Source organism: Mesorhizobium sp. WSM4829, assembly GCF_055811475.1.
In genome coordinates, this window is record NZ_JBVVQJ010000001.1 from 1 (window position 1) to 19341 (window position 19341).

The 19341-nt window shown below is 57.4% G+C and carries 20 protein-coding genes; 8 read left to right on the forward strand and 12 right to left on the reverse strand.

Translation table 11 applies throughout. The features are described 5' to 3' along the window. Nucleotides 1–99 precede the first annotated feature (99 nt). From AC0L17_RS00005 to AC0L17_RS00035, 7 genes are all read right to left on the reverse strand, one after another. On the reverse strand, nt 100–339 hold the full coding sequence (locus tag AC0L17_RS00005; RefSeq protein WP_473514593.1) for a hypothetical protein: 240 nt from the start codon (nt 337–339) through the stop codon (nt 100–102). 241 nt (nt 340–580) lie between these two features. Next, nucleotides 581–799, reverse strand: a complete 219-nt coding sequence (locus tag AC0L17_RS00010) for a hypothetical protein (protein ID WP_036263676.1) — start codon at nt 797–799, stop codon at nt 581–583. Nucleotides 800–965: 166 nt separating this feature from the next. After that, nucleotides 966–1658 (reverse strand): L,D-transpeptidase, encoded by a 693-nt coding sequence (locus AC0L17_RS00015; RefSeq protein ID WP_287065731.1) that lies wholly within the window; start codon nt 1656–1658, stop codon nt 966–968. Continuing rightward, entirely contained in the window at nt 1655–2620 is a 966-nt protein-coding gene (locus AC0L17_RS00020) for an ABC transporter substrate-binding protein (RefSeq protein WP_473514282.1), read from the reverse strand. Before AC0L17_RS00020 ends, AC0L17_RS00015 begins: the two co-directional genes overlap by 4 nt. Nucleotides 2621–3141: 521 nt before the next feature. Continuing rightward, nucleotides 3142–3516 (reverse strand): hypothetical protein, encoded by a 375-nt coding sequence (locus tag AC0L17_RS00025; RefSeq protein ID WP_473514283.1) that lies wholly within the window; start codon nt 3514–3516, stop codon nt 3142–3144. Then, nucleotides 3503–3934: a hypothetical protein gene (locus AC0L17_RS00030; protein ID WP_473514284.1), complete on the reverse strand. Its 432-nt coding sequence runs from the start codon at nt 3932–3934 to the stop codon at nt 3503–3505. Before AC0L17_RS00030 ends, AC0L17_RS00025 begins: the two co-directional genes overlap by 14 nt. Before the next feature lie 140 nt (nt 3935–4074). After that, nucleotides 4075–4455, reverse strand: coding sequence for a hypothetical protein (locus tag AC0L17_RS00035; RefSeq protein WP_473514285.1), 381 nt, complete (start codon nt 4453–4455; stop codon nt 4075–4077). A gap of 164 nt (nt 4456–4619) precedes the next feature. Here AC0L17_RS00035 and AC0L17_RS00040 point away from each other — a divergent pair, with 164 nt between their 5' ends. The 7 genes from AC0L17_RS00040 to AC0L17_RS00070 all read left to right on the forward strand — a co-directional run bounded on the left by AC0L17_RS00040 (nt 4620) and on the right by AC0L17_RS00070 (nt 16128). After that, nucleotides 4620–6050 carry a LuxR C-terminal-related transcriptional regulator gene (locus AC0L17_RS00040; protein ID WP_473514286.1) on the forward strand — a complete coding sequence of 477 codons (1431 nt, stop codon included), beginning with the start codon at nt 4620–4622 and terminating at the stop codon, nt 6048–6050. 128 nt (nt 6051–6178) lie between these two features. Further along, entirely contained in the window at nt 6179–10024 is a 3846-nt protein-coding gene (locus AC0L17_RS00045) for a tetratricopeptide repeat protein (protein ID WP_473514287.1), read from the forward strand. 46 nt (nt 10025–10070) lie between these two features. Further along, nucleotides 10071–11075 (forward strand): hypothetical protein, encoded by a 1005-nt coding sequence (locus AC0L17_RS00050; RefSeq protein ID WP_473514288.1) that lies wholly within the window; start codon nt 10071–10073, stop codon nt 11073–11075. 404 nt (nt 11076–11479) lie between these two features. Next, nucleotides 11480–11809 (forward strand): hypothetical protein, encoded by a 330-nt coding sequence (locus AC0L17_RS00055; RefSeq protein WP_473514289.1) that lies wholly within the window; start codon nt 11480–11482, stop codon nt 11807–11809. 1057 nt (nt 11810–12866) lie between these two features. Then, nucleotides 12867–14591 (forward strand): hypothetical protein, encoded by a 1725-nt coding sequence (locus tag AC0L17_RS00060; RefSeq protein ID WP_473514290.1) that lies wholly within the window; start codon nt 12867–12869, stop codon nt 14589–14591. Continuing rightward, nucleotides 14588–15634: a tyrosine-type recombinase/integrase gene (locus AC0L17_RS00065; protein WP_473514291.1), complete on the forward strand. Its 1047-nt coding sequence runs from the start codon at nt 14588–14590 to the stop codon at nt 15632–15634. The genes AC0L17_RS00060 and AC0L17_RS00065 overlap by 4 nt, the downstream gene beginning before the upstream one ends. 98 nt (nt 15635–15732) lie before the next feature. Then, the gene (locus tag AC0L17_RS00070; protein WP_473514292.1) at nt 15733–16128 is read left to right on the forward strand and encodes a hypothetical protein; all 396 of its coding nucleotides are present in this window, start codon (nt 15733–15735) and stop codon (nt 16126–16128) included. A 106-nt stretch (nt 16129–16234) separates the two neighbouring features. Here the strand turns inward: AC0L17_RS00070 and AC0L17_RS00075 are convergent, their stop codons facing one another. Further along, nucleotides 16235–16654, reverse strand: coding sequence for a DMT family transporter (locus AC0L17_RS00075; protein ID WP_473514293.1), 420 nt, complete (start codon nt 16652–16654; stop codon nt 16235–16237). Nucleotides 16655–16957: 303 nt separating this feature from the next. Then, a complete protein-coding gene (locus AC0L17_RS00080; protein ID WP_473514594.1) occupies nt 16958–17320 on the reverse strand; it encodes a helix-turn-helix domain-containing protein in 363 nt (120 codons plus the stop codon). A gap of 355 nt (nt 17321–17675) precedes the next feature. Here AC0L17_RS00080 and AC0L17_RS00085 point away from each other — a divergent pair, with 355 nt between their 5' ends. After that, nucleotides 17676–18320 carry a hypothetical protein gene (locus AC0L17_RS00085; protein WP_473514294.1) on the forward strand — a complete coding sequence of 215 codons (645 nt, stop codon included), beginning with the start codon at nt 17676–17678 and terminating at the stop codon, nt 18318–18320. A 64-nt stretch (nt 18321–18384) separates the two neighbouring features. On the opposite strand, the gene AC0L17_RS00090 is transcribed toward AC0L17_RS00085, so the two are convergent. From AC0L17_RS00090 to AC0L17_RS00100, 3 genes are read right to left on the reverse strand one after another with little or no spacing between them, the layout of a single operon-like run. Then, on the reverse strand, nt 18385–18516 hold the full coding sequence (locus AC0L17_RS00090) for a hypothetical protein (RefSeq protein ID WP_473514295.1): 132 nt from the start codon (nt 18514–18516) through the stop codon (nt 18385–18387). After that, nucleotides 18516–18899, reverse strand: a complete 384-nt coding sequence (locus tag AC0L17_RS00095; protein ID WP_473514296.1) for a TIR domain-containing protein — start codon at nt 18897–18899, stop codon at nt 18516–18518. The genes AC0L17_RS00090 and AC0L17_RS00095 overlap by 1 nt, the downstream gene beginning before the upstream one ends. Nucleotides 18900–18907: 8 nt before the next feature. After that, nucleotides 18908–19210: a hypothetical protein gene (locus AC0L17_RS00100; protein ID WP_473514297.1), complete on the reverse strand. Its 303-nt coding sequence runs from the start codon at nt 19208–19210 to the stop codon at nt 18908–18910. Nucleotides 19211–19341 lie beyond the last annotated feature (131 nt).

Sequence of the window (19341 nt, forward strand, 5' to 3'; positions counted from 1 at the left end):
ACACGATCGATCATCCGAATCATCTCCCTCTCTTCCTTGCCCACGGAATCACCAATCCGATTCTGTGCAAAGCCCTCACAGGGGGAGAAGGGGGAGCATTTATATGCCGAGCATCGACTTGGCTTGGTTGAGCGCAGTCTCCGACCCTGCATGATCGCCGGCGGCGTGCAATTTCTCGCCTTGGGCGCGCAGTTCCTTGACTTTGTTCATGTCGGCCTCGGCCAGCGTCGCGGTCGGCAACGCCGCGTCGATCGCGGCCATGATGGTCGGGCATGAATTTGCAAAGGCTGCCGCAGGAACGACCGCCAGGAAAACCGCGAGCGAAATTGATCGTAACATGGACGTTTCTCCGTTGCCGGAACGCGCAATTTCGCCGACCGGCGCAGGAATGGTACAGCGAATGCCCGAACCTGCCAATCGCGATGATGCCGCTGGGTTGAGACACGCTGCCGTCGGCCGGGCTTTTTCTCCTAGTGTCTGAACCTCGCCGCGGCTGGTCGCCACCAATCGTCACGTCCGAAGCCGACGCCACGTTCACGGCAATCGTCAGATCGCCGCAAAATCCTTCGACCAGAGCGGATCAGGTGGGCTGAACGGATTTGACATTGCCTTCGGTATCGACAAGGCAGCTTGTCTTCTTGCCGCTGGCATCGAGTTCGACCCGATAGGTTGTGGAATCGATCTTGCTCGACGAAACCGGAAGTATTTTGCTGCTGTCGGCACCGCTCGCCTTGGCGGCTGCGTCGGCGCAAAGCAGCTGAAGGTCGGCCGGGGCCGTCTCGACCTGGGTCCTGGACATCTGGTCCTGAGGCGGCGGCGGCGGCGTGCTGACGCACGCGCTCAAGGCCCCCGCCAGGAACCCAATTGCTGTTGCCCGGATCGAAGTTCTCACTGCAGGTTTTGCCGACATTGCTTGTCCCTCTCCGAATGCCGCTTCACACACCCCGGCTTCAAACACCCCGGCTTCAAACGCCCTTGTAAAGTGCCGCCCCCTGCATGAGAACGATGACCTTGGCCCCAACCTTGACGCGCGATGCCAGGTCGGTGATGTCGTCGTTCCGCATCCGGATGCAGCCTGATGATACGTCGAGCCCGATCGTCCACGGCTCCGGCGTACCGTGTATCCGGTAGATCGTGTCCTGGTCGCGCTCATACAGATAGAGCGCCCTGGCGCCGAGCGGGTTGTCGGGCCCTCCCGGCATGCCTCCCGCATGTTTGACAGCATTCGGATCGCGAGCGACCATTTCGGCCGGCGGCGTCCAGGTCGGCCATTCCGCCATGCGGCCGACGCGCACGATTCCGGCCCATCCAAAGCCTTCCCGGCCGACGCCAATCCCGTAGCGCATGGCGCGCTGACCCGGCTGCACAAGGTAGAGAAAATGCTGGTTGCCGTCGATGATGATCGTACCGGGCGCTTCCGCGGTGCGGAACTTGACCATCTGCGGGCGAAACGCCTCTGGCACTTGATTATGCGCGGCATAGTATTTGCGCGCCTTGGCGCGGTCATAGTCCACCCATTTGCGGGTTTTCGGATCGAAAACCTGGGTTCCGGCAGCCAGCGCCGCCACCGCGACAAGACCGAGCGCTACCGCGACAATTGCCGTCAGGCAGCGCCGCTGGAGAGCGGTGCGTCCCGCGATCGTCAGCTTTCCGGTCATGGATTTGCCCACCCTTGCACCCGAGCGCCCTGCGCGGCGACCCATTGTTTGGCGTACTCGTAAGGATCCTGGCGCTCCACCTGGAGCGCATAACTCATCTTGGTGGCGTCCTCGGACTTGAGGGCGACCCGTTCCAGGAACGCGACCACCTCAGGATATTTCTTGCGCAGCGAGGTGGCGTAAGCGATGTGGAAATGTGCCGTATCCCATGACACCGGCGCGCTGGACTTCGAGACCCAGAGCGGGTCCTCGGAAGGCAGCACGATCTTCCACTTTGCCGGGTCAAAAGGCGGCTCGGCAAGCCGGACAATTTCGTGCAGTTCAAACACGTGATGCGGCGCATAGCAGGCAAACACCATCGGATGAGCCGTGGCAACCGCGGCATCGACAGCCGCCATTCCGACATCCTCCGGCGTCTCCAGCAATGTCATTGTCTCGGCGTAGCCATAGCTGTTGGCGCGGACACGCTCGATCGCCGTCGAGGACCAACCCTCGGCGCCAATCCAGAGTTCTCCGCGTCCGTCCCGATCCGTGTCCAACGCGGCGGTTTTGCGCGGGTCGGTGAGATCCGAAATGTCGCGGATGCCAAATTTGTCGGCAGTTTCGCGGGTGGCGCATATGCCCTGCCATGCCGGCACACCGATGGGACTGATGGCTACCGTGCCCGCGCCGTCGACATACTTCTTCACCAGATTGTCTAGGTTGGGCAGCCAGATTTCGGGATGAATATCCACCTCGCCCGAATCGAGGCCGGCAAAGGCAATGAGCGTCCCCATCTCGCGCACATCGGCATCGAGCCCGAAATGTTGCTTCAGGCTGACCTTGAGAATGTTTGCCGTCGCCTGGCCCGACGGCCAGTTCGGCATTGCAATGACGAGATCAGCCGCGTGGACCGGAACCGCCAGCATCGTCAATGCCGCCAGCGACATTCTCCGCAGGCACCGCCGAAATCGGTTGTGCATTTCTTTCCCCTCGTTTCGGTGCCGAAAAGAACCGGGACGAGAACAATCTGTCACGGCAAGCACCGGGTTGTGACACCAGCCCCATCTTCTGACGGCAGCTGCTGAAGGTGCAGCAGTGCATTCGCCAAGGAGAGCGCCGTCACATGCCGCCCCTGCACGCTACTCGATGACATTCCGTATGGGAAGATGCTCACAACCGCGGCCGCCGCGCGCCAACCTCAGAGATGTCCGCAGGCATGCGCCTTACGAACCAGGGGGCGTATCAGAACGCCTTGTTGGGTGAGGTCATTCGCAAGGCGACAGCACCTTTGTGTAACAGCTGATGACCCGGAAACCTAAGGTTTCCAGGAAATCAAGAGCTTACAAAGGGATTGGTGCCCAGAAGAGGACTCACACCTCTAAATTTGGTGACACCATAACCTGCTGATTTTGCTAATCAACTTAGCCACAGTCAAGGACTCGACTATCACAGATTCTGTTACAGGCAAAGCGTTGGCATGTCGAATGGCCGAATAGAACGATCACTCTTCAAAACCGGTCGATTCTGACTTGAATTTGAGCTGCCGTGCGTTGTCGCGAACGACGCTAACTTTGCCATCGGCAAATCCATCGCTGGCTTCCGCTACGATTTCGAGCGTCAGCTTCACTTTCGCACTGTGTGTGGCTGAAGCTCCATCACCACAGCGTTGAGGATCGCGTCGAACGATTTGACAGGACATATCGAGCTCGACAGAGCCATAGAAGCGAGGCTTGCTCGGCGCGGACGATGGCGTCACGCGAGGATCGAGACCGCCCGGCTGGGGCGGACAACCAGGCAATGACCCTGGCTCTGGCTGCGGCACCGCCACGCCTTCGTCCTTTAGTTGCTTCTGCGCCTCGGCTTCACGGACGATCATCGCCGTCGGAGGAGGAATTCGGGAGGTTTTTGGCCCAGATTAGCTTATGGTACTTTCCCGTCCCCTCGTCGAAGCCATCGGCATAACCGAACTGTGGATCGAATTTTCGCAACGGCATCGCGAATCGAGCCCTCCAGTACGACCTATCGCGCACCTTTGGCAGATAGACATAAGCCGCAAACCAATCGGCGATTTCGGCGATCGATAGGTGCGGGCGATCTTCTGGCCAGATCGGCTTGAGCGCAAGCCAGAGGCGCTCAGTGCCCAGGTTCTCAAGGACAATCCCATCGGCATTTGCTTTGTCGTAGACGACATGTGGATCGCTGCCCTGTCGCGAGACGAGATTAGGCGCCTGCGTCATCTGCTGTTGAGGCGATCCGTCCTTGTCGATGGAGGCCCAGGCGATCGCCTTGCGCATCACCACCCAACCGCGACGTAGAACCCTCCGTGGCTGTACGGCAGAACCGAATTCTTCGGCCGGCTCGGTCGCGCCAATTGCCGACCTTCCCGGCGCTTCTCTAGAGCCGCCCTTCGCGTTCCGACCGGTGTCGACTCGTTTCAGTCGTTCAATTGCGGTCTGACAAGGGTCTGCACATGAGGTTGGAGAGGACATTCTTCAACCGCTGTGGTGGCATGCGAACTTGCGAAACAGCGTTGAAAGCGCCTTGGTTGGCCAGAGATAATCGTATAGCCTCGATCGAGGAGTTGTAATTTCAGTTCCTCGAAGTGGCGTATTTGACCTTTCTGAGTGGCGATCAATGAGTAGCGCCAACCATTGGCCTGCGCCCGACGGAGAAGAGCAAAATATGCCTCGGCACTGGCAAGTCTCAGAGCATCTTCCGAGATCGTTTTTGGCCTGGGGGTTGTATCCTCTGACACGCTCGGCGTGGCCGCGGCAGTGAGCACGAGTGCGGCCAGCACGAAGGACGACGTTCTCATCGCTTCCTCCCGAACACGCTGTTGAGACACCAGGGCTAGCGGTTGCTTAAGATGGGCCCGGGCTGCCCAGAGCGGAATCCAGCAAATGCTGTATTCTCACAGTCGCAGTTGTAGTAATTTGATGAGGAACGGAGAGACGCTCGGCCGCAGACGGAGAAGTGCCAGTGCTTGACGACAACCCACTTGTCGGCAGGATATCGCAACTCTCAGATCGAGAGCGCCTGGTCGCAACCAAGTTTGCGCAGGGAATGAGCTACCGCCAGATCAGCGGGTCCTTGTTCATTGCACCGACTACCGTCCGCACGCATCTTTCAGCGATTTATCGCAAGTTGGGCATCCACAACAAGGTGGCGCTCGCTAACTTGATCGCAGCGTTACATTCGGCCAGTGGCCGACCCCCCGATACTGACGGGCCTGGTGCCCGCGACCGGCCTGTGTTGTTGGTGCTTCCCTTCGAGAACCTGAGCGCGGATGACCCCTGGACGCGTCTTGCCCACGGTCTTTCGACCGACCTAATCGTGGATCTTGCCCGATACTCCGACCTCAGCGTTGTCGATGGCGGGTGGGCAGTTTCAGCAAGGCAACTAGCGTCGGACGGGCAGCCGTTGCCGGCTGACTACGTCTTGGATGGGAGCGTGCAAGCAACCACACATCAGGTACGAATCAGTGTCCGCCTTGTCGAGAGTCGGCAAGGAATTGCTCTCTGGGCCGCACGATATGACCTAGCTATGGAAAACCTGTTCTCCAGCCAGGACAACGTCATCGACAGCGTGATCAATGCCATCGCTGGCGTTGATGGCAAAGTCGCCCGCCATCGCCGGGAAACGAGCCGAAGAAGACCACCCGTTGAGCTATCTGCTTATGATTGTTATCTGCTTGGGGCAACGGAGAGCGTCAAGTTCAACCGTGACGCAAACCGGAGAGCTATCGGGCTTCTGTCTAGAGCGGTCGGACTGGATGCAGGCCTTGCAAGGGCTTGGGCTATATTGGGAGATGCGCATGCGATGGAGGCATGCAATGGGTACACCAATGACCCATCGACCTCGATAGAGCTTTGGAAATCATGCCTGCATCAGGCACTGGCACTGGATCCTTCTGATAGCTACATCCGGCTTTGCGTGGGCGAACTTCTCGCCCTGCAAGGAGATATTGACGGTGCGGCGGAAGAGCAGGCCTGTGCCTTGGCGGCAGCGCCGAACGACGCCGATACGCTGGCCATGCTCGCGGGAAGCCGAACGCTCGTTGTAGGCGATCCTGATCTGGCATACGAACTGGCAAAACGAGCGCTTAGTCTCAATCCGCGCAACTCCTGCAAATATATCATCCTGGGACGATGCAGTTTTGTTGTCGGGCGGCATAGAGAGTGCCTGTCCGCACTTGAACTGGCCCCGACGGGATCGCCGATCACCCTGCTGTTCCGTGCAATGGCGCATGCCATGCTCGCCGAAATGGATGCAGCCAGGAAGATCGCGGGTAGCCTCAGCCGAAACTTTCGCGGGTTCAGCGTGGATGGTTTTATCCGGACGTTTCCTGTGACGAATCCGCCTGCGCTTGCTGCCATTCGGGAGGGGGCGAGCGCTGCCGGGCTAGCGTAGACATCCGCTTTCGTACTTGGCGACTCCTGCGAGTTGTTCGAACCAAGGGGGACGTTACGGTTCAGAGTGCGAACGGCGGCTCTTAGGAACTTAGTTCTTTCTGTCGCCTATTTTCCTGGAGACTAGCAATGGAACTGATCGAGATAAGAGAGGACTTAAGCCGAGCCAATGGCGCGGTGCTTAGGATAGACGGCTACGATCATCCAGTCACGATTGCTCCTCCGTTCGATGTTCATCAGGAGGCGGAGCTCGATTGGTACTTCGAGGAACATCTACGTTTTCCATTCACGGATAGTGTGCGGGCGCGGCTCGTCGGAGAAAGCATCAACAACTATGGCGAGGCATTGTTCCAACAAATTGTCACCGGCGATGCTGTGCGTGAGGCCTATGGGATGCTCAAGGCGCGTGCCTATCCGGACCGATTTGCCATTGCTATTATTGGCTCGCCCTCTTTCCAGGCACTGCATTGGGAGGCGCTCAAGGATCCGCGGCTGCCGCGCCCTTTCGCGCTTGACGCGCCGATCATCCGACGGGGCTCCGCAGCGCCTCCGCCGGTCGAGGCGAGAGTCCGCGATTCGCCCACGCTAAACCTGCTTGTAGTGACAGCCCGGCCTGCTGGAGCGTACGATGTCGGCTACCGGACCATAACTCGACCGCTTGTTGAAGCGCTGCGCCAAGCGCAATTGCGGGTCGAGGTTAATCTAGTACGACCAGGAACATGGCAGGCGCTCGCACAGGAGCTGGAGGCCACGACTAGGGATTGCGGAACTGGTTTCTATCACGCTATCCACTTCGACCTACATGGCGGGCTTCTGACCCATGCCGAATTCGAGAAGCGGCAAACGGCGCCCGTGCCAGCTGATGGGTTGACTTTTGGAAGCCGCTGGGGCCGCGGCAACATTCCTCGCTATGACGGCGTGAAAGCCTTCTTGAGCTTTGAGCCAGCACCTGGCGATTCTTCCGGCCTCGCCGAGGCGAGCGAACTTACGTCGCTTTTGATCAAGCACAAGATCCCCATCGCCATTCTTAATGCGTGCCAGTCAGGCAAGCAGATCGGGGTAGAGGAGAGCAGTCTTGCGGCGCGCCTCCTCGAGGCTGGAACGCAATGCGTTTTGGCCATGGCCTGGTCGGTAACGGTTAGCGCTGCTGAGCGAATCATCCCAGTCCTCTATGGCGAGTTGTTTGCCGGCCGCCCTGTCAGCGCGGCGGTCCTCGCAAGCCGCCGTGGCCTTCAGGCTTCCAAGACCCGGCGCGCCGCATTTAACGAGATGATCGAGCTTGAGGACTGGCTTTTGCCGGTAGTTTATCAGAACCGCGAGCCTAGGCTGGCTTTCCGAGACTTTACACCCAGCGAAGCCGAGCTTTGGTACAGAGGAAAGGCGTGTCGGTCGCCCGAACCCGAGCTCGAGTACGGTTTTGTCGGCCGTGATCTCGAAGTATTGCAGATCGAGACATCTCTATTGACATCTCGCAACCTACTGCTTGTTCAAGGCATGGGCGGCAGCGGCAAGTCGACGCTTCTAAAACATCTGGCGCACTGGTGGGAATTCACCGGCTTGGTTGCGCGCAGCTTCTATTTCGGCTGGGACGAACGCGCCTGGACCCGGTCGCAGATCCTCAGACAGCTAGCGCTGAGTGTACTCCCGGCGGACGCGGCGCGAACCTTCGACACGATGAGCGAAGCAGTGCAGGAAAACGCTGTGGCTACCGCACTTCGTGCTAAGCGTCACCTTCTCATCTTCGACAATTTGGAGAGTGTTACGGCGGCACCACTGGCGATCCCGCACAGTCTGGACGAGACGGCACGCCAGGAGCTTCGGAGCTTTCTCGGCGCGCTCTCCGGCGGGGCGACGCTGGTCCTCTTTGGTTCGCGGGGTGAGGAGAACTGGCTTGCCCCTGGCACCTTCCGCGACAATATTTTTCGCCTTGGTGGCCTCGACCACGAGGCAGCTTCCGACCTGGCGGATGCTGTGCTGCGCCGCGTCGGCGCCCAACACCGACGCCAGGAGGATGCATTTAAGGATCTGATGGCGCTCCTCGCAGGCTACCCGCTGGCCATCCAAGTTGTACTGTCACATCTCGATGTGAAGACGCCTGCCGAGGTACTTGACGATCTGCGCAAGGGCTTGACCGACTTCGACAACGAGCCCAATTCCGATCTTGCATCAGCGCGGACGCACAATCTGGTCGCGTGCATCGACTACAGCTACGGTCATCTCGATCATGAGGCCCAGGTCCTTCTTACATGCATCTCTCCCTTCACGGGGATCATCGATGCAAAGCTAGTTGACTTTTACAAGACTCAACTGGCCAAGGAGCCGGCTCTCATCGGGTTGCCGCTTGAGCGCTTGGGTGATGTACTTGAGGCCACACGTGAGCTCGGTCTCATTCAGTACGATGCAACCGACAAGAGTCTGTTGCGACCACAACCAACACTCAGTTGGTTTCTCGCACGCCGCTTGTCCCTCGCGGACGACGCAGACCAGCGCACTGCCATCCAGCGTAGCTTTAGCTCGCTTTATCACGCCTTCGCTAGAAACATGTCCGAACTTCAGACATCCAAGAGCGATGTTGATCGACGGTTTTCGAGGATCTTGGTTGACCGAGAGTACGCTAATCTCAGCGCCGCCCTCCGCCTCGCTTTCGAGCAACAACAAGCGCCGTCTAGTTGGTGCTATGACGTGATGTGCCAACATCTTCATGATCTCGAGGACAACCGGGGGGTTATTGAACTCAGTGAATGGTTGCTCGGGCAACTCGATCGCCTGCCACCTGAAGCCGATACGATTCAGCGCCTGGCCCTTTGCCGCAACGCACTTTATCAACTTGGCTGCAGCAAACTGTCCATAAGGGAGTTCGATGGTGCCAGGACGAGTTTTGAAAAGCTCTTGGCAACTCTTGATAAAACCGAAGATCCCCATAACCCGACTTTGGGCCGCGCCCGTATTTATCACCAACTAGGGCTGGTGGCGCAGGGACAACGCCGCTACGAGGAGGCCAGGCTCGCCTATGATCAGGCGATCACGGCTAAGCTGGCGCTCCGCGATCAAGGCAGCGCCGCCAAAACCTACCACCAGTTGGGTATGCTGTTGCTGGAGCAGCGTCGCTTTGAGGACGCCGAGACAGTGTTAAACAAGGCGCTTGAGTTCAAGCTTGCGGTAGATGATCAATACAGCGCCGCCAATACTTATCACACGCTAGGCAGTGTTGCACATAACATGCAGCGTTTCGATGAAGCTGAGATTGCATATAGAAACGCTCTGGAGATCTACGTCGCCTTCGAAGATCTACACGCCGCCGGCCGCACATATCACAATTTGGGCGGGATAGCGGTCGATCGGCTACGCCTTGACGAAGCCGAGGTTCACTACAAGAAGGCGCTAGAGATCCACATTTCCTTTGGCGATCGCCATCTCGCGGCTGGCACTTACAAAGAACTTGGCTCATTGGCGTACATGCGGCACCGCTTTGAAGAGGCCGAGGCGGCAATGAAGAAAGCGATCGAAATGTACGTCGCAGCCAACGATCGACACGCCGCCGCAGTCACCTACCAGGATCTAGCGGTGGTAATGGCACGAGGGCAAGGTCGCCTTATGGAGGCTGAGGAGACCTTGAAAAAGGCGCTGGAGACCTTTGTGGCCATGGGGGATCGCTACGCAGTCGCTAATGTCTATCGAACCCATGCTTCGTTAGTATCGAACGATCAGCGCCGCCTCAAGGACGCTGAAACCCTCTTCAAAAAGGCGCTGGAAATTTACATCGCTCTTGGAGATCGCGCGAACATGGCCTTGGTCTATGACGGGCTTTCCGATGTCGCGGGAGCGCAACTCCACTTCGAGGAGGCCGAAGCCGCCTTCATGGAGGCATCCAAGATCCGTTCCGCGGATGGCTCCAGTATCCCATACAGTGTTGCCACATTTTCGGGACATGACCTTGTCGAGCTTGCGAAACGACTTGAGAGGGATTTGAAATAAAATATAACAAGAATTTGACCATCCTCATCATTTCAGAGGTTCTTCAATGCATATTATGGACTGGCTGAAACAGGTGGCACGAGAGAGAGCAGAAGACTTTATCATTGCGCCCCTCAGTGAAAAGCACGGTGCGCCTCGACCCGTACTCGTTGAACCCGACACCAACTACATCACAATCCGTATCAAAGCGGCGCGTATTGTCGATGTTCGTCGATGGACCAGCAACTTCCATAGTTGCATTAACAGTCGAGTAACATTCCTACATGAGGCGCAGGGCCGCATTGAACATCAAACAGTTCTTACTCCGGCAAACATGAAGGAGCTCAATCCTGCGGAGATCGACAGAATAGTCTCGATTGATAGGGTGCTTTTAGGACCTTTTCCGTATCGCGGCCAGCTCGACCTCACAATCGCGCTGTTCTCGGTTAAGGCGGCCGATTTGGCTGCTCCCTATCTTGAGCTTTTGACGAGCCTTGCCGACACTGCCGGGGTGGCGTTCCTAGCTGCCGCGAAACCCTACATAGAACCGCTGCGCAAAGGCGCGGATCTTCTCTTTGGAACTGCAAACGCCAGCCAACTCGAGATCGGATACGAGAGGGAGTTTACGACTCTCGAGGCTGGCTACTACCTTGCAATGCGCGCACCAAAGGGTGCTGTCGTACTCGACCACCTTAGAGTCGACCCACACGACTTCCGCCTGATCCACGAAAGCGGTGGATCATTTGGTGCCTTCCCTTACTTCATCTTCGCCATTGAGATGGGTTTGCAGCGCCCAGACTGGATGCTTATTCCTGACCTCAAAGTCACTTGGGAGGCTATGAAAAAAGCGTTTGATGGTGCGCAATATAACGACGCTGGCAACCTCCTCGCCCAATTCGAGCGGCAGTGTCGGACAAGTCCCGACCTAGTTCCCTCAGATGGCCAGCGGCTGGTCAAGAAGGCGCGCGACATTTTCGGATCGGAGCAGTCACGCAGTTTCGCTTCTGGCCAAGACCGAAAGGAACAGCGATCGGCATTTCCAGAATTCAGCGACCTTGAGCTCTACACCTGACCATCAGGTTTCCGCCGGAGTTCATTCAGCCATGGTAGAAGCGCGAGTGCGTTTAACGGGCCTTTGTTCCTCTGGCCGGACGGCGGTGATGCTCTACCGTTCCTCTGCGCGGCGGCGCGTATTTCGTATTTCCGAGCCGCCTGGCTCCTGTTTGTCGAGAACGACCTACGCGACCGAAAGACAGCGGAATGCCAATCGCGATGGCCGTAGTTGCTGCAACTGCGGACGTCTAAGGCGCAGAGCTTAAAGGTCAGGAACGGGTCAAACAATGCTCTTCATCGGGTCTACTCTGGATGGAAGGGCAATGGGCTTCGAACTGCGACTCCGCAATCGCATCCACGAGCTAGTAGCGAATTCGATTCGAGCCGCCGGGGGCCCTGAGAATCCTTCTTCGAGTTTCAATAATGGCAATCACGCTCTATGAGTTTGCAAAGCCGATATTACTAATCTCAATGAACGTCCCTTATTCGGCTTGGCCGTTGGAGGTTTGGATTGGCGAGCATTCCGACGGATTGGGGTTGACGGACTGGCGCGACGCTAGTGCCTACGGCGAAGTGTACGTGTGGTCTGACCACCGGTGGCGCTGTGAATTGACTCGTCGGCGTCACGATATTCAATGGCCTTCCTCGAACATGCTGACCCACAAATCTCTCATGGCGGCATTTACCCCCTCACTTGCAAATGCCGTAGTGACCGACGCGCCAAATGCCGTCCCACCGGAAACGGCGCATTAGCATTGTGCAAATCACATCGCCTACGAACAGTGGGGGTTGTTCGCACAACCTGTCCGAATTGCGCTTTCATCGAGAAAGGGGTCGCCGTTGGGGGCAGAAGCGTCGATTGAGGTGAGCCTTCGGGATTGACCGGAAAGTGTCAAATCTCTGCTCTGGTTAGGGATCTGCTCGCCACGAGCTTCGGCTGATGTACGGTCGCACGATATTCTGATCCGGGGACCCTGAAGATTCATCGCCGAATTTTTCAATATAGTAACTCTTCTGAGGCGCTTTCCGCTAGTGACTTCAGCTCCTCGCAGATTGCGAGGTACCAATATAAACCTCGATCCAACTATCAATCTATATCTCAAAACGGCATCAAGAAATTCTATACATAACGTTCAATTCTATAGACGTATCTATATAGGTATCCCAGGCCATCCTGGCAATAAGACGCATCGACATTCGATAAAGACTTTGCAATTTGTCTCTGGCCCCAATGAAAAGCCGCAGCAGCGGTACCCTGGCTTGGATTTTGGTGACACAAGCGGATCGCAGCAACGGGCCTGAGCACGCCCGCCAGTTCACCCGGCGTGCCTAGAGACCTTTCTACGAACTCGTATGTGGAAAGTGTCTTACGGGGTTCCATTTTCTTATGACCACTCGTTTGAGAGAGATTTTTTAACGGCACACAGGGGCTCGTCCTATTGTCTTAGTAATATTGACGCAAGATTCAATAAATCGTCCAAGGTATACTGAGACAGCTGGGAAATTAACGATAGGAATTAACCTTAATATTAACCGTTATTGCAAGAGTACCTTGTACAGATTGGAGTTATGCGCTTCTATGTATGCATGAGCAGAGACAAATGGCGGCGTCTCGAAGTCGATGCTTCGGGTCGAGAGGACGGAAATAGACAAAGCCAATTTGCTTGTCACACCGTCTGAGCCACGAGGGTTACCTTCTTATACAACTACGTGTGTTTCGTAGAAGAAGGTATTCCCGAAATCTGCTCCTAACCGCAACAGCCGGGAACCGGTTGTTGCTTCGTCAACGCATAAAATAGGAGCTAGTACGATGAATATGATCTTCACCCCGGCACTGAAAATGGATCAGGTGCTTACGGCCGTTCTGTCCGACCCAGGGATTCCTTTGCTGAAGCGCCAAGAATTCGAGTCCGCCCTACGCAGCCTCGAAAAATGGTCCGGCCGGAACCTCAAGAACATACCTGCCAGCGTTGCTGACCTTCGGGACCTCTACGGGCGGATGGAACCGGCGGCGCTTGGGATCAGGCCCAAGACATTTGCCAATGTGAAAAGCCTGTGCCTGAGTGCGCTGGCAAAGAGCGAGCTCGTTTCCGGCATTTTCGCACACCACGCCAAGCGGCGCCCTAAGTCACCGGAATGGGCCGAGCTCTGGAACAAACTGAGGCTTCCAGCGCAGCAGAACAGCCTCTCCCGGCTGGTCAACTGGTGCAACCGTGCAGGCATTGCCCCACACGAGGTTAACTCCAACGTCATTGAGCGCGTGATGGCCGATATGACGCAAGCGTCGCTGCGTCCGAACCAATACCGCGTGCGTCGCGGCATGGCGAAGACGTGGAACCTGATCGGGGACATGTTCCCCGACAAAGGCCTGCAGAAGGTCAACGTTCCGGTTTCTCGGCTGCGCCGCAACAGAGTCTCGTTGGAAACCTTCCCACAGAGTTTCGCCCAAGATTGGGCAGACTACGCAGCTTGGGCTCACGGCGAGGATGTATTCGCCGATGATGCTCGCGAAAGGAGGCTGAAGCAAACAACTCTCGATACTTACTTCCAGAGAGTCCACCTGGCGGCCAGCACGTTGGTGCAGGCGGGGACAGATGTCTCATCAATCCGTAGCCTTGCCGATTTGATAAGCATCGACGCGTTCAAATGCATCATGGACACGCGACACGAAGCCGTAAAAGGACAACCCTCCTACGAGAACTTCTTCCTGGCACAGAACTTGATCCAAATAGCGCGGGATTGGGTCAAGGTCGATCAAGAGAGTTTGGCGAGACTGAAGGCCGCGGCCGACAGGTTGCCTAAGCCGATTTTCGAGATGAGTCGGAAAAACAGGTTGCTGGTCATGCGGTTCAATGATCCGCAGCTCCACAACCGCTTTCTGACCGCGCCAGACAGAATGTGGCAGGACGTTCAGACAAGCCAAAGAAGGTCTGGCTGGCGGCTGGCTGAAGCTCAAGGTGCCCTAGGGGTTGAACTCTTGATGTTCCTGCCGGTTCGCCTCGGCAACCTGACAGCCTTGGCCTTCGAAGAGCATCTTTTTCTGCGCGAAGGGGGGAGTTCGACTCTGCTCCTATCGGCAGAGGAGACGAAAACGGGCACCAGCGTCGAGTTCGACATTCCACCGCGGCTCGCGATGCGGCTCATCGAGTATCGCGATATCATCGCACCGGCAGTAATCGGCTACCGTCCGAAGCACCTGTTCTCGAATGTCGATGGGAGCGTCAAAGGTTTCGCCGCGGTACGCTATCTCGTGCAGCGCTATTTGAAACAGTATGTCGGCATCCACATGAACCCACACGCGTTCCGGCATCTGGCGGCCAAGTTTATCTTGGACTCCAGCCCGGGCGCGCACGTGCTGGTCCAACACCTGCTTGGCCACAAAAAGGTGGAGACGACCGCCACCTTCTACGCGGGTTTGGATACCCGCCGCGCCGGGCGGCACCACCACGCGCTCTTGGACAAAGCGCTGCACGAGCACCATGCCAACCTGGCCAAGGCCAAGGGCGCACGCCAGAATAAAGCGAGGGAGCAGTGACACGCCACCTCAACCGCGGCATGCCGTTTGAAGCTTGGCCCTTGCAGGACAGGCAACTCTTCGTGCGTGCGTTCGAAAGCGTCGGTCTCTTCGACGGTGGGCCGTCGTCTTCCCTGGCCCCATCAACCAAATACGGGAGGAAGGCCAGCTACAGTCTGTGGCTAGGCTTCCTCTCCAACGCCTTTCCCGATTCCCTTGAGCGCCCGCCCGGCGAGCGCGTCGATCGACTGCGGGTTGAGGAATACGTTGGGTACCTGCGTGAAAACTGCCGAGAGACGACGATAGCGCATTCCGTTGCACGGCTCTTCTATACGATCCGGGCGCTCTGTCCGGATCGTGACTGGCAGTGGCTATACCGCATCTTTCGCCGGATTGGGAAAACGGCGGTGCCAATGAAGCATCCCCAAGTCTTTAGCTCGGAACTTAACGCCATCGGCTTGCGGTTGATGGATCGTTCTCTGGCTAAGGCTAGTGCTTTAGGTCGCCTAACGAAGAGCTGCGCCGTCGGTTATCGTGATGGACTGCTGATCGCAACGCTGGTGGAAGCTCCCATGCGCAGGGGCGCCTTCTCGCGCCTGCAGATCGGGGAGCACGTCATTCGGGTCGGTCAGCGATGGTGCCTCACGGTTCCTCCGGAGTTCACCAAGACCAACACGGCGCAAGAGTACGAGCTGTCAGATCGCCTCTCCCGCTACATGGACATCTTTCTTCAGCAAATCCGTTGCGAGTTCCCAGGGGCAGACCACCATCACAGCCTATGGCCCTACGAAGGGCGCGCTATGACGGACAAGATGATCAGGAGGCGCATCATCAAATGGACGAGTCTGGCTCTAGGTTTTTCTGTAAGTCCCCATCGTTTCCGCAATGCTGCTGCCACCTTCATAGCGGTCGCCGACCCCGAGAATATCCGGGTAGCAAAGGACCTCCTCGGTCATCGGTCATTCGCCATGACCGAAAAGCACTACATCGACGGCGCTCAGTCCCGCATTGCGGGTCGAGAACTGGCGGCGATCCTTGCGGGGCGCGGGCAGTCCGCACCCTGATATAGAAAGCTGGCCGCTGATTGAGCGGCGGCATCCGAAACCGAAACTGGAAATCATCTTTCGCGGGGCCAGAGCCCCGCGAAAGCGGAGCTACGTCGATGAACGGAAATCAAATGACGAATATGAATATATTGTCGTGGAAGCGAAAACGACCAAAGTTCAACGGTGCGATCGTTCTGGCGCGTCGCCCCGGTGAGAACGGACTTGTCGGCCTCACCGAAACAAGCCTGTTCATGAATTGGTCGTCAACGCGCGTCCGCTTCTGGTGGACGGACATCATCAGCGACGCCGCGCTCGGCCTGCAGTTCAATGTCGACGGCAGGCACGATGCTGAGGTGCACGCCCGGCATTGCCGATCAATGCACCCAACCTGGGAGATTACAGTTTGGGATGCACACGATGAAAATCTTCCGATCCGGATCGATTGGAACGCATGGGCCGACGCAGATGATAAATACAGCCATCGGAACCCGATGTTTGTGATGAAGGAGTGAGCTGGCTCTTCGCTGCTCTCCCAGATTTCTGATGAATGGCACTAAAGCCTCTTGGTAAGCCCTCCTCTGACCGATGCCAGTCACAGATTGAATGTCAGGAACGCGCCTAATGTCGGTCGTCCAGAACGGTGACGCTGCCCCCCGAAACCGGACACTGGGTTAGCGAACAAGCAAAGGTGCCAAGGACGCCAGCAACTGTCCGGCGACGATCAGCGCCACAACGGTGGCGCCCTAGCTTCGGTATTAGGACAATCGCCAGAACGATGTAGATGACGCCGAACACGCCGGCCGTCAACGAGGCCACGAGCTTTTCGCGACGCCGGTTGTCAATATCCAATGCTCTTGCATCAGTAAAGATGACGAGGATCATCGTCAGCGTTCCGCCAACATAGCTGATCAGTGCTGCCCATGGCGACGCCGATCCCAGGCTGGCCCTGAGACTTGCGACAAGAACTTGCTGAACAACCACGATAACCCCTGCTCCGACGCCAAGCAGAGCCAATCCCAGCATCGGGAAAAGTTGCACCGCTTACCCATCCGCTTTTTTACTATTGTAGGTGGCCTTTGCCGGCTTCCAAGTCACAAAGTGTGGAGCGAATTTATGCGACAGGCCGAATTTCGCCCTTTCAATGGCAGTGACTGTGATCGTCGACCGCTGCATCCGAAGGCATCCGCCACTCCTGGAGAAGGATTGGCTGTGTCGCAACACAATCTCTCATCCAGACCTCGGACCGACAGCCTCGATAGCAACGACAGCTAGTCCACCTCGCTAAGTCGTGATGGCGGACAAAATCACCCTGTTTAGTGCCGGCGTTTACGTCGCCAGTCACTAGGGGTGGTTCCAACATTCAGCGAACCCGCAGGCAAGTCCGATCATTGCGATACTCTCAACCGTTGTCTCCAGAAGATCCTTGGCGAGCTCCACGCGCCGTTTCAACAACCAACGATGGGGCGGCTGCCCAGTTGTTGCCTTGAACGCCCGCGTAAAATGCCTTGCTGATAAACCGCAAGCATCGGCCAAATCCGCCAGAGACCGATCGGACTGGATGCTGTCCAAGAGTAGTTCCTTTGTTCGCCTTTCCTGCCAGGGCGCTAAACCTCCGGTAGCCTTCTCCGAAGGCGTTTTCAGGCCGCCATAGGTTCTCCTTGCCGAGCCTGAAGACACAACATCGGCGTTCGGGAGCGAACTCACCCGGACATATGCGGCCTTTGGGAGAAAGCGTTTCAGTTCAACAATTGACGTCAAATCGCTTGAGCGGATCCTTTCTCTTCCCGCATGGAAACGACGCTACGAACTTTACGGTGTCTGGGTAGCGACACAGATCTTCGATGCCCTTGAAGACCATGACGTCACCATCAACCACGATGACGGAGCCCTTCGCTTTGCGTTCGCCGAGTGGCGGCTAGCAGATGTTGAAAGCTCACGTCCGCTGCTCAGTCTTTACTCCGAGCGTAGGAGTCCCCTCAGTAACCCCATCGGCAAGTCCCGAAAAAAGGCCGCGCAACCGGACTACGGCATCTGGACGAGAGGCCCGGAAGCTGCGTGTGTGCTTGTCGTCGAAGTGAAGCACTACAAAAAGGAGTTCACGGCCAATTTTGGCGCTGCGCTCGCGGACTACGCCAACGCGCACCCCAATGCCAAGATCGTGCTGGTAAACTATGGTCCCGCCGCGGGCGACTACTCAGGGCTTTGGGGCGCCGAGAAGGACCGCTGCACGGTCCTAGGGCACTTCAACCCAGATGAGCCGGCCACTAAGGCAAGATTCCGCCAATTGGTCCGCAGCGTGGTGGGAGAACCGATCATCTATGCGACCGCCACCAGCGCGCTTACCACCAGCAGCGCAGTCGCCCTCGACGTGTCGGCATCTATGTCATCAATACTCGAGAGTGCTTGGTTCGGGAACCTCGTGGGTGCTCCTGAATATGACGACCTAGACTTATTCCTCGTGGACAATGTTGTAAGAGGCAGGGTCAAGCGCGGCCATCTGCAAGAATGGATCGCAGCGGAAAAGCTCGGACACTCAACGTCCCTCTTCTCTCCGATCGCCGAACTCCTGAATAGCCACGAGGCGATCACACTCGTCACTGATCAGGATGGAGCCGCCAGTTTAGCAGGCTTGAACATCGCACCGATTGAGTTGGCGGATGCACATCCGTCAGTCCGATTGATCCGATTGATGCGGCGCGCGTGACGCTGGCCGGCATTCCGAAAGTAGCCTTCCGGCACCCCTGCCCGGTTTCTCGAAGTGGATCCCGTCATGTGTAGTCCTCGAACGCACTGGCCCTGACGGTGTCGAGCGTGAAGCAGTGAAAGCCGCCACCCAGTAAGCGACGGTGACGGTGATCCGGGAGCATTGCGGTGATTTCACCAGGCTTGGCGCGGATCATCAGCAAATCCTGAAGAAGTCGACCGCGTCGCCAATGATCGGTTTGCCAAGACCAAGAGCCAAGCCAGTCTCGAAACTCGGATAATGGGATCGCGATGGGCCTGCGAGGACAAGGCGCACGAAGTCCGCCCGCTCGAGAACACTTCTGATCGTCGTCGCAATATGCTGCCCCAACGCGATATTGACGTCACGGAAGGTGTCGACACCAAGGGATTCGAGCATCGCGGCGACAATGTCGGCAGCCGCACGAGCTTGCGCGGAGTAGGACAAGAAGCATCGAAGTGGAGTCGTCCACCGGTCATTTTTACTGCCCTCCAATCGTGTCACTCTCGATAGCTCAGATGCATTCATCGCATAGTCGCAATCCGTCGGCAGCGCCGCCACCTGTGCTTCTAGCTGTTCTGGTCAACAACGGATTTCCCGCCGTTGGCTCGCCTGCGCGATTTGATCATGAGCTTGCGCAGCGCTGAATCGTCGAAGCGGACCGAAGCCCCCTGCTTTTCGAAATGCACCACCTCGATGGCAAGCGCCTGAAGTGCGCCGGCGACGTCCGGCGAAGGGGCCTCTGGCAGCACCATCACTTTCCTGCACGGCTGCCCTCCGAGGTGTTCGTACAGTTGAAGCTGGCCGATTGCACACTGGATGTCCGAGGCCGTGACGTCGGGCTTGATCTCGAACAGGAACCTGTCTGGCATTCCCTGCGCCAAGAGATCGGGCCGGAAGCGGCCGATCCGGCTATTGGAATGCTCTATGGCCACCCCGTTCTATCGAAAGGACCGTGGCACGCCCCGATCTCCTGAAAGTCGCGTCGGCGATTTCCGCCCTG

What these genes read in the sequence shown, in the direction of transcription:
- AC0L17_RS00005 (WP_473514593.1), bottom strand. Translation starts at nt 339, where the DNA reads ATGTTACGATCAATTTCGCTCGCGGTTTTCCTGGCGGTCGTTCCTGCG.
- AC0L17_RS00010 (WP_036263676.1), bottom strand. Translation starts at nt 799, where the DNA reads ATGTCCAGGACCCAGGTCGAGACGGCCCCGGCCGACCTTCAGCTGCTT.
- AC0L17_RS00015 (WP_287065731.1), bottom strand. Translation starts at nt 1,658, where the DNA reads ATGACCGGAAAGCTGACGATCGCGGGACGCACCGCTCTCCAGCGGCGC.
- AC0L17_RS00020 (WP_473514282.1), bottom strand. Translation starts at nt 2,620, where the DNA reads ATGCACAACCGATTTCGGCGGTGCCTGCGGAGAATGTCGCTGGCGGCA.
- AC0L17_RS00025 (WP_473514283.1), bottom strand. Translation starts at nt 3,516, where the DNA reads ATGATCGTCCGTGAAGCCGAGGCGCAGAAGCAACTAAAGGACGAAGGC.
- AC0L17_RS00030 (WP_473514284.1), bottom strand. Translation starts at nt 3,934, where the DNA reads ATGCGCAAGGCGATCGCCTGGGCCTCCATCGACAAGGACGGATCGCCT.
- AC0L17_RS00035 (WP_473514285.1), bottom strand. Translation starts at nt 4,455, where the DNA reads ATGAGAACGTCGTCCTTCGTGCTGGCCGCACTCGTGCTCACTGCCGCG.
- AC0L17_RS00045 (WP_473514287.1), top strand. Translation starts at nt 6,179, where the DNA reads ATGGAACTGATCGAGATAAGAGAGGACTTAAGCCGAGCCAATGGCGCG.
- AC0L17_RS00050 (WP_473514288.1), top strand. Translation starts at nt 10,071, where the DNA reads ATGCATATTATGGACTGGCTGAAACAGGTGGCACGAGAGAGAGCAGAA.
- AC0L17_RS00055 (WP_473514289.1), top strand. Translation starts at nt 11,480, where the DNA reads ATGGCAATCACGCTCTATGAGTTTGCAAAGCCGATATTACTAATCTCA.
- AC0L17_RS00060 (WP_473514290.1), top strand. Translation starts at nt 12,867, where the DNA reads ATGAATATGATCTTCACCCCGGCACTGAAAATGGATCAGGTGCTTACG.
- AC0L17_RS00070 (WP_473514292.1), top strand. Translation starts at nt 15,733, where the DNA reads ATGAACGGAAATCAAATGACGAATATGAATATATTGTCGTGGAAGCGA.
- AC0L17_RS00090 (WP_473514295.1), bottom strand. Translation starts at nt 18,516, where the DNA reads ATGATCCGCGCCAAGCCTGGTGAAATCACCGCAATGCTCCCGGATCAC.
- AC0L17_RS00100 (WP_473514297.1), bottom strand. Translation starts at nt 19,210, where the DNA reads ATGCCAGACAGGTTCCTGTTCGAGATCAAGCCCGACGTCACGGCCTCG.